Genomic DNA, 15,587 nt, shown 5'->3' with positions numbered 1-15,587 from the left:
CATGTTAACCATGATCCGCGACAAAAATCGATTCACCTTCCCCATTACGCCGGCGGAGATACAGATCACAAGCAGCAATGAAGTTGAAACGTTTGTTGTAATCACAGGGCGAGAAAAGACAAGTAAGAGACTCACTTCTAAGCTGAAGCGAGTCTCTTTTTCCGTGATCTTCCCCCGGTCATGGGAGGAACTCTGGGAAACTGGCAAAGAGACGGTGGCCTACCAATCTCCGGAGCAGGCGTGGAAGCTGATGGAGCAATGGAAGGCCAAGCAGGTTGTGATCAACTTCGAGTCACTGTTCTCGCAAACCATGTGGTTTGAGAGTTTTGAGGCTACTTATAAAGATGGCCAGGCTAATTTGCATATCAATTTTAATTTTGTGGAGTACGATCCGGTAAAAATCGTATCATACTCAAACGCAAAGCAGCTCCTGAAGCCTGGCGTGATCATCACCAAATCATCCAAAAGTCGCCCAAACACAACCGGGAAGACGGACAAGAAGAATAAAAAAAAGAAGAGCGAGAAGCAGAAGAAGGCTGAGAAGAAAGCAGCGGCAGATAATGCCAAAGGCAATTTCGATTACCTGACTCAAAAGGAGCGTATTTTGGATAAGACCTCCAGCGTAAAGGGAGGGAAATAACTTGGACAATTTCGCCGTTTTATACGGCAAGGAGAACAGTCGATTTTTGCTGACTGATGCAATCACAGAGTTGTCTTGGTCTTCCTCGCGGGATGAGATCGCCCGCAGTATGACCGTGCGCTTGCGAGATGCTACTGATCTTAAAGCTGCAGGGACATTAATGTGCTTTTCACAGCAGTTAAAAGGAGCAGCGTTGCTGCACGGTAAAAATCAGTTTTTTCATGGTCCGATTCTCAAATTTGAGCAAAATGAATTTACAGATGAATGGGAGATCGACGCCCGAGAAATTGGTTGGTATTTGGCTAAGAATAAAGGCGCTCGTCCTTATCTAAAGGGGGAGGCAGGAGCAGAACTGCAACGATATGTTAAATCCACGGGGATTGATTTCCGCTGTCCTGCCTTCGGCTTTAACCTGGATGAAAGATATGGAACCATGTTTCATAGTGAGGTCATACTGGATGTACTGCAAAAAGCGTATGAGCGATCCGGCTACCGGTACCATGTCGATGTAATCCGGACGGATCAGAGTTTTTACTTACAGGTCGTAAGAGAGGGGACGAATACTCTTGTTCCTGTATTTATCCCGGAACAGATGGAAGCAAGCACCGCTGGTTACAGCATCGAGGAGACCTATACAGTGGTCACAGCTCAAAAGTACAAGGATGACAAGCTCGCCTCATCTGTAACCAAAACAGCATCCGGCGCCGTGCAGGCTATGGGCCGGATGGAGGAAATCATTGAGGTAGAGGAAGAGGAAGACCCGGCCATTATCGCCACACAGCGCCTTAAGGCTTTGTCGCAGGCTAAGCAGATCAAGAAAATAACGGTCAGACATGAGGACCATACACTTGCAGGGCTGCGTGCCGGGTGGATGGTGCTCATTAAGACGGATCATACATCCAAATGGATTGTAGAGTCTGCGGAGTCCAGCTTTAAGAACGGCATGTATACCGTAAAACTTGAACTGGAGAGGAGAGAATAGCATTGCTTAATGACGCGCTTAAACTGCTGCGGGAGAAGACAGCCGGTCATATCGATGCCCGGGATACAGAGAGGGCTACGCTGCTGAGTTGGCCGGGGAGCCCGGCGATTCAAGTTGACGGTGATCAGGAGGCTTACACCGCAGATAAGCTGGTCTTTGCAGAGTATCTGCAGGAGCGCCGCATCGATACAGTATTTGAGGTCAAGCAGCCAGCGGTCTCTACGCTTACGGGCATTCTGGTTCTCCCCAGTCCCCTGCAGGCGGGTGACCGGCTCATTGTCTCCCGATTAACCGGACAGCGTTATTACGTACATGGAAAGGATGTAGGCGGCAATGGCGGATGATAGTTTGTTTCCTGGTCTGGACCTTGCGGACCTTGGCGAGGTCGAGCTCATGGAATCGGTCGTCTCGGCCAACAAATGGACTTATATGATTGATTACCGTAATCGGCGCGCTGTGTTTGATGATGCTGGCTACCCCAAAAAGACTAGCAGCTATCCAGAGTTCCTGGTCCAGACTGCCCTGAAGATATTGAACACTGAGCGTTTTCGGTATGTTTTATACGATGAGGAAGTTGGCGTCGAACGGTCCGAGTGGTCCGGTTGGGAAGATGTAGAGATTAAGCGGGACATAGAAGAGGCATTGATGGCCCACGTCGAAATTCAACGGGCTGAAGTGAAGTCAATGGAACGAGCTGGTCATGAGATGCACCTAAGCATTTCTTTAATAGGCGTTGCTGGCAATGCTGAACTGGAGGAGGTTATTGGCGTATGACTATTAAATTAACAGACTTGCCGGCGCTCCCAAGCATGGCGATCCTGGAGGAAACCCCGGAGGATATATATCGGCGGTGGGTCAATCGGGCAATTGCACTGGCTATTGAGCGGGGACTACCACCGCCGCCAACGGATGAAGGTGAGTATTTTTACGATCTATGGTATCCGCTGGCCATCGAGATTGCGGAGCAGCAGGTGCTATGGACATATGGTTTCCTTCAGGCCTTTCCCATCTGGGCGGATGGGGAATTCTTGGACGGCCATGGTTGGGCAGCGGGGGTGACGAGAAAAGAAGGGGAAGACGACGACACATTGCGCCTCCGGATGTTGGAGCGAGCTGTGACGGAAGTGGGCAGCGGACGGCGGAAGGATTATGAAACTTGGGCATTGGAAATGGCCGGGGTCGGTGGGGCTATTGCCCGTGAGAAAGAACGGCACGATAATTCCATTGACCTCTATCTTACGGACCTGGAGGGGCAGCCAATCACCGAAGCATTTGCAGACACCGTCAAGTCGTGGATGTGGGAGGAACGGCGGATCGCCGGCCATGACTTGGGGGTGCATCCTGCGCCGGTCTTTGTCGTAGTGGTGTCAGCACATTTAATAACCTCTGAAGGTGCAGACCTGAATGAAATGGCCACATCAATTCAGCAACGGATTTTAGCATACGCAAGGGAGCGAACAAAACTGGCTTACAATTATGTAGGTTCGTTGCTGCTTGTAAATGGAGTGGAGGATTACGAAAACTATACTTTGAACGGAATGGAGGAAGATGTCGAAATGACGCCTTCCTCCATTCCGCGTGTTGAGGTGGTTTTTTCGTGATTCCAGAGCGCTACCGGGGCATGTTGCCGCCATATTGGTATGAGATCGATATCGTTGACCGGCACTTTTCTGTTTTGGAACAGGAGATGATAGACCGGGAGCGGACCATTGATGATCTTGGTAACCAGTTCCTTCTGCCGCGGGCGACTTGGTCCTTATGGGTATGGGAGTGGATATATTTTAGAAGAAAAATGAATGGGTCTGAGAGTTCTAGAAGAGAAGGAATTCGCCAGAAACGATGGGGAAATACTCCTTTCCGGATTCCTGTCTTACGTGATCTGGGGAGTCAATATGGCAAATTGGTGGATATCATTGAAGATATAAATAACAAGGAGATCGAATTCCAGTTTTCAACAGAAGAACCCATCGATCAGGAAGCGTTAAAACGTAATTTTGAATATATTCGGCCCGTTCATGTTCGATATATGACGGTGAGTCTCAAGGAGCCGGACTGGAATAGTGGTATAAAGATAGCTGAGCAGTATTCGGTTCTCAACTATCCCTTCCAGTCATTCGCCAGCGAGACACTTTACTGCGGCATTCCTTATGACGGTCCGAAGGTGGTCAACCTTCCGACGCCGCCAGTATACGCAAGCGGGGAGCGCATCGCGCAGACCTTCGAACGGGTCCTGCAGGCAGCCTTCCCGGTCACAGGTGCACTTTACGCTGGAGGACTGGAAGCACCGGTGACTATAATCCCGGTTAATCAGGCAATCAATTACTCTGGTGGGGCAACAATGACCGCAGCCTACAGCAAGCAGTTGCAGGCTACCTACAAGCTAACCGGCACAATCAACGCGGGAACGGAGGAAACTTAATGGCACTAACGATAAGCGCTCATAACAAGACAAAAGCCTGGTTCCGGGACATGATCGCATATGGAACGTACACGATAGGCAATGCGGTTACCCAAATGCCTATTCATTCGCTGACTTTAACCGGGGACGTAATCACGCTGCAGTTTTATTTGGCCGAAACAGTCGCCGGTACGATTACAAAATTTCAGGTGATCGACAAAGACGGCGAAGTCTGGGATGACCAGCCAGACAGCATTGTAAAGCCAGCGCTTAATGGGTTGCTGGTGACATTTAAATACACACTCACAAGAGTATAGGGGGACTGACTAATGGGCTACACGAAGACAGCCTGGAAGGATCATATCGTAGACAGCAGCGGGGCCGTTGTCCAGCAGGGTACACCGCTGAATGCGAAGAACCTGCTGCACATTGAAGAAGGTATAGCGAACGCATCGGCCAATGACGCGGGCGTCCTGGCTGCAGCTGCAGCACACAGCGGCGTGTTAGACATGCCAGGAATCCGTGGGGTATTTACTTCGCAATATGTACTAGGCGAGGTTCAGGTCCCGGGAGCCGCATGGATGGTGCAGGGGCAGAACATTCTGGCGTATACTCCTAATAGTAAGTTTCTAATTCTGGGGAATGTGCTTGATATCAAAGCACCGACAGCAGAGGGCGGCGTAACAGGTGTTTTGTCTAGTGCGCATCGTATTGACCTTCCGGCACCCCCAACCGAAGGCACACGCGACGATCTGGTATTTTTGGAAGCTTGGCGCGATTCGGATACACAGGAATGGAAGACTAGATTCAGGGTTGTGACTGACATTGATTTTAATGTCAATCCAGAAGGGATGCGGGCAGACGGCACAAGCTGGGATAAAACCAAAGTAACGGCGCAGGGCGGCAAACCCAATCCTCTGCCTGGGTTAACAGGTACACCGGATCAGTCGTGGTATCGGACTTACTTTGCTAAACCCTTTAGTAATGGAGCATTGCCTACAGCCGTGGAAGATAAAGGACTTTACATTGCAGGCGATGGGTCCCACACCTCTAAAGCTTTATTAAATACCTATGACGGATTTGTTTACGCGATTCCGTTACTCAAAATCAACCGTCGGAATTCGGGGGGCTATAGCGTTAAAAACCCGAACGGGGCACGGGAGTTTTTTGTCGTATCGTCGGCGCTGGCTTCGCCAATAGCACCGGGAGCTACTGGCCAACTTACCTTAAACACTGTAGACTATGCGCGAATTCTTACCGGTGATTTGTTTTACTACGACGCTAACTATAACGTAACGGTCATTAGTAAGGACGGCGGTAACAAAATTACAATTAAAAACACGGGAACATCAACAAGTGGGGGCTTGGATTCAGTTCAAGCCCTAAGCACGGCAAACAGACCTGACGGTTTGTATGCCAACATCATAGCCGCCCGGGACATTACCGACTTGCGGCACAAGACATACCTGGTTGCCCCCTCTTATGAGCAGCTGCTGATCGACGGTACGGACCAAATTCTTCGCGGTGCTTCCCAAGTGGAAAGACCCACGGCAATGAGGAAAACCTACGTCGGTGTACGGAAAACACCGCTGGACGCAAATCATGTATTTTACGCTAGTTTTGACGGTACAAGTATTGCAGAGGTCGGCGGCCCTACTGGAATTACAGGAACATATTTACCTTCACTTTCCGGCAGTAGCATGCGGTTTCCTAATACAATCCCAAGTAACAGCCTCAATCTATCATCACCAATACAAGATACCTTTACTATCGACTTTATTCTGGAAGACGAAAATATACCGAAGGTCATTGCCAACGGAGGGACTCGGCAGTTATTGGCCTTATTGGATTCTAACGGTACGGCACAGGCTACCATTGTAGTAAGGGAAGAATTGGCAAACACAGACAGGGCAATTGTTTTTTTAACGGCTAGTTCTGCGGGCTGGACATCATCTGTAGGCTATTCTTATGTGAAAGCAATTCATGGACGTTCCTTATTTATAAGAATTACTCGCAGTGCTGGTATTACTCGAATTTATGTAAATGGAGTAAAAGTCGCTGAAAACGCTACTGTTTCAATGACCACCCCAGCCACAAAATTAACACTGGGTAAAGGGTATATTTGGCAAACTCCCAACACATATTTTGACTGGCAAGGTGGTTCAGTTTCCGATTTTTCTATTTCAAATGTAGACCGGGGTACGGTCTTCGCCACGTTGCCCGCTGACTTTATCCTGGGCTATGCGGATATTACGCCAGCGCTAACCTCCCAGCGCCGGATCAATAGCGACGCCCCGACGGCACAAAAAACCTACGCAGTCGCTAGAGTGCAGAACCAAACACAGGAGCGCGGGATCACTGTTACGAAGGGAACCGGCGTAAATGCTGCAGCCTGGGAAGCGGGCGATAAAATCAAAGTGCGAGGCCTTGCTGGGGAGATTATTGGCGGGGTTATTGACTCAGACACGGCACTGACAAAAATAAATAGTATAGGCGGGGGCATTGGCCTTACTTGGCCAGTGAATGATGTGAGCAAAGTGGCAGTATCGGACACTTGTCGTATATGGGACGCAACTGTAAATGCTGTAGGCGATTCTATGAGTATTACGGGCATAGACGCTACAGCTAAGACGGTGACCTTCAGCACTTCACTTACGTTAAATCATATGAATCAATACTATTTAGTGGAAACGACTGCCAGCACTTCAAGTCCTTTAGTCCGGGTCGTTATTTCCGGCACTTCTATAACCGTACCCGGGACCTGGACGGGCCTTGGAACAAATGAAGCGGAATTAACCATGGGAACCCTACCAGGCGGCCTGATTGCTCAGGATATTATTATTGAGTACAGCCTTAATATGCCGGTAGGTCAGGGGGGATTGCATCAGGTATACACATCTGTATTAGCTGGAGAAGCGAACGGAAAGAAACTGGTTCCTAGTGCGGTAGCAATAACCGACGACTTTGTCGGTAAGATTGCTGGAAGCACCGCTGCTAACCCGAACAGAGCCTACCACGTAGGGGGGACGACTTTAGCCACGCCAAGCGCTCCAGGGGCAGAACTGTCCCAGGCCGATTACGATGCCATAAAGAGCAAAGATGCTTCTTTGAAAGTTACGACCGTAACCGGACCGGGAAATTTTGCTCAAAATTTATTTTCTTTTGACATAATCCGCATGTTCGAAGACAAATATGGGAAGATTCCAGGAGCTTATACTGTAACCGAAAAAGTATCCTGGTTAGCTGCCAATATTGCAAGAATTACATTTAATGCTCACGCATACGGAGCAGAACCCGTAGGCAACTATGTTAGTATTTCCGCCCGTGTAGGGGGTGCTTGGAGCGATTTTGTTAGCCATCCATACGGCATTATCAATCCGCTGACTATTGCAACATTAAGTAATGTCATCGACGCGGCGGGGTTCGTGCATTATCTTGTATTCGCGGGTGCTTCCGATGGCGCGAAGGCATCAAGCCTTTTTGTAGATTCGATATCCGTAGAAATCACATTAACAAGCAAAGCGGGATACATTTCGCTTGTGCCGGAAAATTCCCGCCGGGACGATGGATTAGGCAGCATCTTATATATCCGTAGAACGACCCGGGAAGTCGAAAGTCTTTTTGCAGGGAATGACGAAGATAACGGTATTGTCGTATATGGGGATTACCTACCGATGCAAGATATGGCTACTACAATCACTGCACCCTTATCCGGTACCGCAGATGTATTACTGAGCATGCAAGGCATCGTTTCAGTAGCCGGAACAAATAAGGCCTATGGTGATTTAAACAGCTACAGTAATGCTATTGCCCGTTTAGTGGGTCCAGGGGATGATCTTAATTATAAAGTGGACCCGCAGAGCCTTATGCTGACTAGTAATTATACAGATAACTACGTCGCTAGTGTGGTGCGCTATACTTACGCAGACTCCCCTAACGTCGCCAAATTATCTACAGCCTGGTATACCGATGATCTGCCAGAATGGTGTAAACAAATAGCCGAATTCTTTTTTTGTACACAATCATTAGTGACTTATAATGGTGAACTGCTTATTCGTCTGCAGGTGAACCGCAGAAGCCGAAAAGCATTACCTGGGCTGGGCGGCGGTGCGACATATGTATATTATCGCTTACCTGGTCGCCCATTAATTAAACTTTAAGGAGGATTGAACCCATGGATAATGTCACTTTTAATCGGCAAGATCACACCGTAACCGGGCTTAACCGTCCGGCCGGTCCTGCGGAATACAGCCTGTCTCTTCCGTATCAGATTACAGCAAATAAACAAGTTTCCCGGGTCAACGGAGAGAAGCAGAAGGCGAATGAAGACGGCCAGCTGCTGTACTATGGCAAGCCGATCCTGGGGGACGACGGTACAGAGACGGTGAACGAAGTCACTACCGCCCGGATTGCTACAGCCTGGGAGGAACAGACCCAGGAATATACCTTGGTAAATGAGGACGGTAGCCGGACACCGGTAAGTAATACGGCCAAGGTCGCTACGGCATGGGAGGACCTGGAGCCGGTTATGGTGCAGAATGTGGAGCCGTACCAGGTGAGCTTCACAGAGCAGCCGAGCCTGTTCACCTTTGACGAGTTGAGTGCTGCCAAGAGGATCAGCTTAAATAAGGCGTACAAGCCTCTACAACTCATTTACTACGACGAGGATTTTAGCCTGGATCATTTTTCCGATGATCTGGTAGAACATGCGGCCAACATGGGGGACGGAGTAATGGCCATTCATCCGGGCGGTAAATGCCGGACGGTTAAGCTGCCGCTGGGTAGGTCTACTAACACAATCCGGCTGTACCTGGAAGCCCATGAGGGGATCACCGTCGAAGTAGGGGCAGCAGTTTCCAGCATGATAGCCGTTGTCGATGGAATCGTAAAGATGCCTGCAGCTGCCGACGCCGTGTATGTACGCTTCACCAATACGACGGAATCATATAAAGAGGTTTACGCCTTCGGATTGCTGGCGTAAGCAGAGCTAGCGCCCAATGAGGCGTTTTTATTTTGCCCTCGGAGCTGATCCGGGGGCTGTTTTTATACACCAATTAGATAAAGGGGAGCATTCATGATGGCAGACGGGGGAGCAGATGATGTAAGGGGAGGGGCTGAGGATGTAATGCCATTACAACGCCTTGAAGAAGTAGAGGCGGGGTTGAGCACTCTGTCCAGTGAGTTTGCCCGATTAGCTGCCGAGAACGTTACGGCAAATACTAAGCTGAGGCTACTGGAAGAGAATGACCATCGTCATGATGAAAATATTAAGGAGATCAATAGTTCAACCATCAAAATGGAGATTCAGTTCAGTGCAATTATGGCTAAGTTCGACAGCCTAGAAAGCAAAATTTTCTCTCTGCTTCAGCAAGCTAACAAGGACAGCGGCGCAGAACGAAAGCTTTGGATGGATATGATTAAATACATTGTTTTGATTGCTCTTGGAGCAGCAGCAGGTAATCAATTTTTAGGGAAATAAGGAGTGATGTAATGCTTACATTGGATCAGGTAAAACTCAAATCACATAAACGTCTAATCGGGCTGCATCCTGTCCTTAAAGCGGCCATGGAGGCCCTCATTGAGCGGAGTTATGCCCGAGGGGTCAATATAGTCATTACCCAAGGGCTGCGGACCATTGAAGAGCAGAATGCCCTGTACGCCCAGGGTCGTACAAAACCCGGGCCTATTGTCACTAACGCAAAGGGCGGCACCAGTTACCACAACTTTGGACTTGCTATTGACTTTGCGCTGCTGCTGCCAGATGGGAAACAGGTGTCTTGGGATCTGAAACGTGACGGAGACGGTGATAAGGTAGCAGACTGGTCAGAGGTTGTCCAGGAAGCTAAGGCGTTAGGCTTCGAATGGGGCGGGGATTTCGTGTCCATCAAGGATGCGCCACACTTCCAAATGACGTTCGGCCTTAGAACCTCTCAGTTACGCGCAGGCAAGGAGCCAACAGCAGCACAGGTAAAAGCGGCATATGCCAAGATTGATAAATGTAAGGGGGAGGCGGACGAAGTGAAAAAAGACGTACCCGTGTCAGTAATCGTAAACGGCAAGAAGGTGGCCGACGGTGTAGCAGATAACGGAGTAACCTATACACCAGCAAGGGCCGTGGCAGAGGCTTTAGGGGCTACAGTGGACTATGACGCTAAGTCCAAAACAATGACAATCACCAGTAAGGGGGCTAAATGATGAAAAGCAAATGGCGTAATTATGGATTGTGGATGTCTTTGACGGCTGCTGTGCTGCTGGGCGTGCAGACCATCGGTGTAATATTTGGGGTGCAATTATCTCCCGAGAAATATGATGAGGTTACTGCGGCGGTGAATGCTGTTCTGGGTATCCTTGTAGTATTGGGGATTGTGAGTAATCCGGAAGCTGGTAAGGGCTATACAGACAAGGGATAGATGGTACATGCGCCCACTGGCTTCGGCTAGTGGGCTTTTTCTATTTCTGCGCTAAAAAGTTATTAGCATTTTGTTTACAAAATGTTATTATTCAAATTAAAGCTCTACTTATCTTAATCGGAGTGTGATTATAATGATGTCGATTTTTAATGAAATGGATGAGCGTTTGAGAAATATTGAAGCTTTAAAAGGGGATTATTTTAATGAGTCATGTATTTTAATTTTTGCTTATTTGGATTATCTGAGCAATTTTACTGAGAAAATCAATAAAAAGGGTAATAATAATCATAGAGAGAATTTTAGATACTTCATCAAAAACTACTCGAATTTAGAATCTGAATTAATGTGTCTACAGATTGATAAATTCTATAATGATTACTCAATTAACAGAAATGACGAGAAAAATAGATACGAGCATTATTTCAAGCGAATTGAATTGCTTTTGGATCAAGTTAGGAAAGGCCAAGAAGTTCCATTAAATAAATTTTTCACTCTCGACGATGTTGATGAAATTGATAAAGATTATTTTAAATCTTATACAATATTCAACAAAATCTATGACCATCGCAATTTTTTAATTCATGAGTATAGAAATAATTTGGATTATGGAGGAGTGCCGATTTCACCTTTTTTGAGTTATACAGAGAATATACAAGGGGGGGAAGGGTGGTTTACCTGCGAAGTTCCATACTCTTTTCTGAGGACTTTACTTTTAAACTGTTATACAAACGTTAGAAAAGAGTATGAAAAAACAATGAAAATTTTATCCCCTCTCTTTTTGTCGCATGAATAATATTTACAAAGTCCTGGAGAGCGATACAGATTTCCTAGTTGCGGCTCTGGCACAATCAAAGGTCTCAGTCTGGTACCGGGAAGATCCGGACCCAATCGGTCATCTGATGGATTATGGTGGCATAGTAGAGGGGTATACTCCAGACTCTATTAAAATTGCTGGAGCTTACTTCGTTAGAAAACGGTTTGAATTTAGAGCATACATAAGATAACCCGCCGGGCATAAGCCTGACGGGTTATTTGTAGTAGCGTTATGTATTTTAAAGTACCTAACGGGAAATTGATCACGTTGCTCAACTGTGGATTGTCTCTGATTTCAAAATAGTAATCACAAGTGAATGGCTCCAGGAAGACTCCACGCTTATGGTACGAGTATACTTGTTGCTTTTCCCATCCTAGTATTCCCACCGCAGAAAAGAAGCTGTAATAGCGCCAGATGATTTTGTTCCGTATTATGCACAATAAAGAAAATTAATAAGACCACGTACATTTATCATGCGCTTGGTCATTTTGCTCAATAGGATGCAAGTAAGCCATTTATAACTGACAAATGAAAAGCAGCCAAGAATACTCCTCGACAGAATGGAATATGTGCTACTACGCCATAGTGCATAAAAAAGTGAATTTCATCAAATTATAAATAAAAAAGGAAGGGTGAAAAAATGAAACTCGATATCAACGGTAATATTCAAGAAGGAATGCAACTTATGGACCCGCCAACTAAGCCTGAATATGAATCCTGTGTAATTGAGGGCACTACGGTACTTCTAAAGGATGGAACTGAAAAACCTATTGAAAAAATAAGTGTTTTTTCCCCCACACATGAAGGAGATATACTCTTGAATATTCATGGTTCTGAAGTATATCCAGTAGCTTTGATTTCAGGTCCTGTAAATAATTTACCACTAGTATCATTTAAAATTGAAACAGAGAAAAAAATATATCAAATTAAAGTTTCGATTTGGCATGCATTCACAAAAAATCATTTTAGTTTAACACCGGCATATATGTTTGTAGAGGGCGACAGAATTATGACTTCAACAGGTGAAGGTGTTGTTACTTCAATTGTGTACGAGGAGTATAAGGGTCAACTTTGGAATGTTTTTTTGGCAGGTAAGTCTTTTAAAGATAGTCTTCACAATTTAAATGATGAAATGATGTATTCATTTCTGATGAATTCTTTGCTTGGCTTGCAACCCAAAGAACATTTGATTTTCTGTAATGGAATCCCTTCAGCATCATTCATGCTTCAAAAACAAGTGATTGAACAATACAGTCAAGGAATAAACATTAATCAGTTTAATTAATTGCACTGTGTATTCATGTGGGCAGAATTGCGGTTACTCGGGTATGTTAGATTAAAAGGGAAGTGACTCTGATGGGGTCAATATTCCAGGTTTATTTAAAATTTAAGGATTAGTCTCTGGCTTCGGCTAGGGGATTTTTGTCCTTTAGCAGTAAACTTTGTAGTCATTTCGGAGTACAGTCAAACGATAATATTGATCATGTAGAAGAGCCGCACAGGAATAATTCTAGGCGGCTTTTTTATACAATAAACTCCGTGAATACCGGACTCCGCAACATGCCGGATTTGGTCCAGTTCCTCATTCTCACCTTGGCGCGTAGCCGGGGCTCCAGATGTATAAACTCCTTATCCTCGCCCTTTACAAGTTGGTTGGCCACACCACGAAAGGCCTGCTTATGCAGCGGTGACACTCCAAGCTCTATAATCCCAGCTGGCCTCAGCTTTCCGGACGTACCGGACGGTACTGCAGCAAGCCAGCCGAATTCCTGTTTTCGATAACCGGTTATATAAACCTCTGCATAGGTCCAGTTAATGACCTTCTGCCAAGCATGGGATCGGCGTCCAGTTTCATAAATGGTGTTCCTACGCTTGCCCACTACACCTTCCATACCTCGCGTCTCAATCTGTTCAAACAAGGCCACGCCAGCGCCATCAACATGCGGCACCACTCCAAAACTTCCAGACGGTAGTGATAATCCCGCCAGTATCTCCTTGCGGTGCAGTAGCGGTAATCTGCGCAGATCCTTACCTTTGTATTGAAGGATATCAAAGATAGCGTAATAAGCCGGAAGCGTCGCCGTGAGTTGCTGAATCTTGTCTGCCCGCCGTGCCTGAAATCGACTCATGACGGACTCAAAATCAGATACGCCGGTTGCCGGATCTACGCAGGCGACCTCACCGTCTAAGATTATATCGTCATCAAACGGAAGCTGAAGTTCCGGGTACTGCCGGGTGCAGTCGTTGTTATGGCGGGTGTACAGTCGAACTGTGCCGGACTGCTGGGAGTAGATCAGCCGATGTCCGTCAATCTTTGGTTCAAATATATAATCGCTGTGGCTGAATGGGCCAGCAGCGGTTTGTAATAACATAGGGGATATAAACATAAAAAACCTCCTCAATCCAATTATAGCGCTTGGCTATAAGGGAAAGAGGAGGTAAGTGCTGGGAAGGATTATTCTGATGTTGTATATTCACTTACTTCATAGGTAAGTATTTTATCAAATACGACATAATCTTTACGCTTCTTAAAGGGGCCTTTATTGTTGCTATGTTTATTAATAGCATGCATTCCTGGGCCTCTACCTGCATCACGGGCATCGTACCAGGTTAAGAATGCATCTACTTCTGCAATTGGTAGGTCGTATTCTTTTTCTGTTCCATTAACCAGAGTGATGGTAAGGATAGCCCGATCTCCTGTAGGCTGCTCTGGAGTTGCTGTAGGCTTAGGAGTTGTTGAAGGCGTTGGAGTAGCGGTTGGTGTATGTGTCGCCGTTGGAGCTGGCGTACTCGTAGCCGTAGCTGTTGGTTCAGGTGTTGCGGTTGCCGTAGGAGTTGAAGTAGCAGTTGGGCTAGGTGTCGCCGTTGCTGTTGGTGTTGGTGTTGGAACTGGAGTTGCCGTTGGTGAAGGTGTTGTAGTCGGTGTAGGCTCAACAGTAGGAGTTGGAGTTGGAGTAGGAGTAGCAGAGTACACCTCGGCAGTATAAATTAAAGATTGTCCACTTCCCTGTACCCGTATTTTAGCTACGTTTTCAATAGGTTTATTTAATGTAATTATGTTCCCTTTCCTTGTATTCCCTCCTGTATAACCATAACCCACTAGCACCTTCCAATCCGAAGATCCTTGAAGTTGGTAATATAGAAATGCACAGGCCCCATAGCTGTCTAATTGAGCATCGAGAATATAACTTACAATGGTAAATGTTGGCATGTTAAAATCGACATTATGATCCTTGTTATATTCCATAGATTTTCCATATGTAATTGAATCACTATCAAACATATAGGAGATATTACGCCAATTAGTTTCATTAGTAACTACGTATTGGCTATTGCCTTGTAAGAGTGGAGTATTAGATTCTGCGCTTGAAACCTTAGAAATTGGAATAACACCTAAAAAAAGAACTAGTGAAACAATAAATAAAAAAGCTTTTTTCATTTAACGCACCCCTTATTATGTTTTTTTCCAATAGTTACTTTACATTACTAAAACAAGGATTGTCTAAACAAATATGTCTATATCTGCAATAAAGTGAGTGAAGAAGGTGATTTTCTTTTTTATCCCAGACAAAGAATATCTTACTGGTTGAATAAAGAACATTTGTTTGCATATAATACAAACAAATGTTCTTATTTTGGAGGTGCGGACTATTCTAGAGGATACCCCGCGTAAGCTGTGCTGCAATTATCGAGGGCTGGTAACGTAAACACGCCGTATGATACAGCGCCGCAGGGAGGCGCACAGAGCGCCAGGCGTGGAACTAACATAGATTACTGGTTGTATCATTGAGGGGGCAGTACAAAATGAGTAAATTAGACGGTAATGAGAGGTGGAAAACTAAGATGCTACTTACCGATCATGTGGATCAGTACGATCAGAGGGATAAGGATCAGGGAGCCGGCAGTAAGATGCTCACGAATGACGAGCGCGAGATGATACGGGACCTCATTTTGCTGCCACATATAGATACAATGGTGGGCAAGAGCCTGAAGGAGATCGAGCATTCCGGCAACGTCCTTAAACGAGCTTATCAGATGGCCGGGCAGGCAATACAGCGCCGGATCATGCAGGATACCTACGGGCTGCAAAAAGAGCTAAAACAGCGGAACGTCCGGTTTATTGCTGATGAGCAGGATGAATTTATATCGTACTACAAAATCTTTTGCCGGGGATATCAGGAGAGATTCGGACTTACCCGCGACGTAATGCGTACTGAGATTAGCCTGCGGCTGACTAAATATACAGCGGAACTCGGAGAGTCATTAAAAGATCATCTTAAATAAGCGACATATAAAGGGAAATGAGAAGGGACACTGCATTAAATATGGACCAGCGAGGATGA

Annotated in this window: 18 protein-coding genes; 16 read left to right on the top strand and 2 right to left on the bottom strand. The window is 46.3% G+C overall.

What is annotated here, in order from left to right; all coding sequences use genetic code 11:
- Nucleotide 1 precedes the first annotated feature (1 nt).
- From NST99_RS20315 to NST99_RS20245, 15 genes are all read left to right on the top strand, one after another.
- Nucleotides 2-640, top strand: a complete 639-nt coding sequence (locus tag NST99_RS20315; protein ID WP_341094029.1) for a hypothetical protein — start codon at nucleotides 2-4, stop codon at nucleotides 638-640.
- A gap of 1 nt (nucleotide 641) precedes the next feature.
- Nucleotides 642-1,622 carry an XkdQ/YqbQ family protein gene (locus tag NST99_RS20310; protein ID WP_341094028.1) on the top strand — a complete coding sequence of 327 codons (981 nt, stop codon included), beginning with the start codon at nucleotides 642-644 and terminating at the stop codon, nucleotides 1,620-1,622.
- 2 nt (nucleotides 1,623-1,624) lie between these two features.
- Entirely contained in the window at nucleotides 1,625-1,966 is a 342-nt protein-coding gene (locus NST99_RS20305; RefSeq protein ID WP_341094027.1) for a hypothetical protein, read from the top strand.
- Nucleotides 1,956-2,396 (top strand): DUF2634 domain-containing protein, encoded by a 441-nt coding sequence (locus tag NST99_RS20300; RefSeq protein WP_341094026.1) that lies wholly within the window; start codon nucleotides 1,956-1,958, stop codon nucleotides 2,394-2,396. Before NST99_RS20305 ends, NST99_RS20300 begins: the two co-directional genes overlap by 11 nt.
- Nucleotides 2,393-3,223 (top strand): baseplate J/gp47 family protein, encoded by an 831-nt coding sequence (locus NST99_RS20295; protein ID WP_341094025.1) that lies wholly within the window; start codon nucleotides 2,393-2,395, stop codon nucleotides 3,221-3,223. The genes NST99_RS20300 and NST99_RS20295 overlap by 4 nt, the downstream gene beginning before the upstream one ends.
- Nucleotides 3,220-4,041, top strand: a complete 822-nt coding sequence (locus tag NST99_RS20290) for a hypothetical protein (protein WP_341094024.1) — start codon at nucleotides 3,220-3,222, stop codon at nucleotides 4,039-4,041. Before NST99_RS20295 ends, NST99_RS20290 begins: the two co-directional genes overlap by 4 nt.
- Nucleotides 4,041-4,337 (top strand): hypothetical protein, encoded by a 297-nt coding sequence (locus NST99_RS20285; RefSeq protein ID WP_341094023.1) that lies wholly within the window; start codon nucleotides 4,041-4,043, stop codon nucleotides 4,335-4,337. The genes NST99_RS20290 and NST99_RS20285 overlap by 1 nt, the downstream gene beginning before the upstream one ends.
- Before the next feature lie 12 nt (nucleotides 4,338-4,349).
- Nucleotides 4,350-8,180, top strand: coding sequence for a hypothetical protein (locus NST99_RS20280; RefSeq protein ID WP_341094022.1), 3,831 nt, complete (start codon nucleotides 4,350-4,352; stop codon nucleotides 8,178-8,180).
- A 14-nt stretch (nucleotides 8,181-8,194) separates the two neighbouring features.
- The gene (locus NST99_RS20275; protein WP_341094021.1) at nucleotides 8,195-9,001 is read left to right on the top strand and encodes a hypothetical protein; all 807 of its coding nucleotides are present in this window, start codon (nucleotides 8,195-8,197) and stop codon (nucleotides 8,999-9,001) included.
- Nucleotides 9,002-9,094: 93 nt separating this feature from the next.
- Nucleotides 9,095-9,499 carry a hypothetical protein gene (locus NST99_RS20270; protein ID WP_341094020.1) on the top strand — a complete coding sequence of 135 codons (405 nt, stop codon included), beginning with the start codon at nucleotides 9,095-9,097 and terminating at the stop codon, nucleotides 9,497-9,499.
- Nucleotides 9,500-9,510: 11 nt separating this feature from the next.
- Nucleotides 9,511-10,215, top strand: a complete 705-nt coding sequence (locus NST99_RS20265; RefSeq protein ID WP_341094019.1) for a M15 family metallopeptidase — start codon at nucleotides 9,511-9,513, stop codon at nucleotides 10,213-10,215.
- Nucleotides 10,215-10,430, top strand: a complete 216-nt coding sequence (locus tag NST99_RS20260) for a phage holin (protein WP_341094018.1) — start codon at nucleotides 10,215-10,217, stop codon at nucleotides 10,428-10,430. The genes NST99_RS20265 and NST99_RS20260 overlap by 1 nt, the downstream gene beginning before the upstream one ends.
- Nucleotides 10,431-10,563: 133 nt before the next feature.
- A complete protein-coding gene (locus NST99_RS20255) occupies nucleotides 10,564-11,223 on the top strand; it encodes a hypothetical protein (protein WP_341094017.1) in 660 nt (219 codons plus the stop codon).
- A complete protein-coding gene (locus NST99_RS20250) occupies nucleotides 11,216-11,434 on the top strand; it encodes a hypothetical protein (RefSeq protein ID WP_341094016.1) in 219 nt (72 codons plus the stop codon). Before NST99_RS20255 ends, NST99_RS20250 begins: the two co-directional genes overlap by 8 nt.
- Nucleotides 11,435-11,884: 450 nt before the next feature.
- Complete coding sequence (locus NST99_RS20245; protein ID WP_341094015.1) at nucleotides 11,885-12,529, top strand: hypothetical protein; 645 nt, start codon at nucleotides 11,885-11,887, stop codon at nucleotides 12,527-12,529.
- A 238-nt stretch (nucleotides 12,530-12,767) separates the two neighbouring features.
- On the opposite strand, the gene NST99_RS20240 is transcribed toward NST99_RS20245, so the two are convergent.
- Nucleotides 12,768-13,631, bottom strand: coding sequence for an ATP-dependent DNA ligase (locus NST99_RS20240; RefSeq protein WP_341094014.1), 864 nt, complete (start codon nucleotides 13,629-13,631; stop codon nucleotides 12,768-12,770).
- A 68-nt stretch (nucleotides 13,632-13,699) separates the two neighbouring features.
- The gene (locus NST99_RS20235; protein WP_341094012.1) at nucleotides 13,700-14,683 is read right to left on the bottom strand and encodes a hypothetical protein; all 984 of its coding nucleotides are present in this window, start codon (nucleotides 14,681-14,683) and stop codon (nucleotides 13,700-13,702) included.
- A 365-nt stretch (nucleotides 14,684-15,048) separates the two neighbouring features.
- Between NST99_RS20235 and NST99_RS20230 the strand changes: the two genes are divergently transcribed.
- Nucleotides 15,049-15,528, top strand: coding sequence for a hypothetical protein (locus NST99_RS20230; RefSeq protein ID WP_341094011.1), 480 nt, complete (start codon nucleotides 15,049-15,051; stop codon nucleotides 15,526-15,528).
- Nucleotides 15,529-15,587 lie beyond the last annotated feature (59 nt).

The organism is Paenibacillus sp. FSL L8-0470 (genome assembly GCF_038008625.1).
Lineage (GTDB): Bacteria > Bacillota > Bacilli > Paenibacillales > Paenibacillaceae > Paenibacillus_AQ.
The sequence above is the reverse complement of the archived record's forward strand: the minus strand, read 5'-3'. Positions and strand labels throughout refer to the sequence as shown.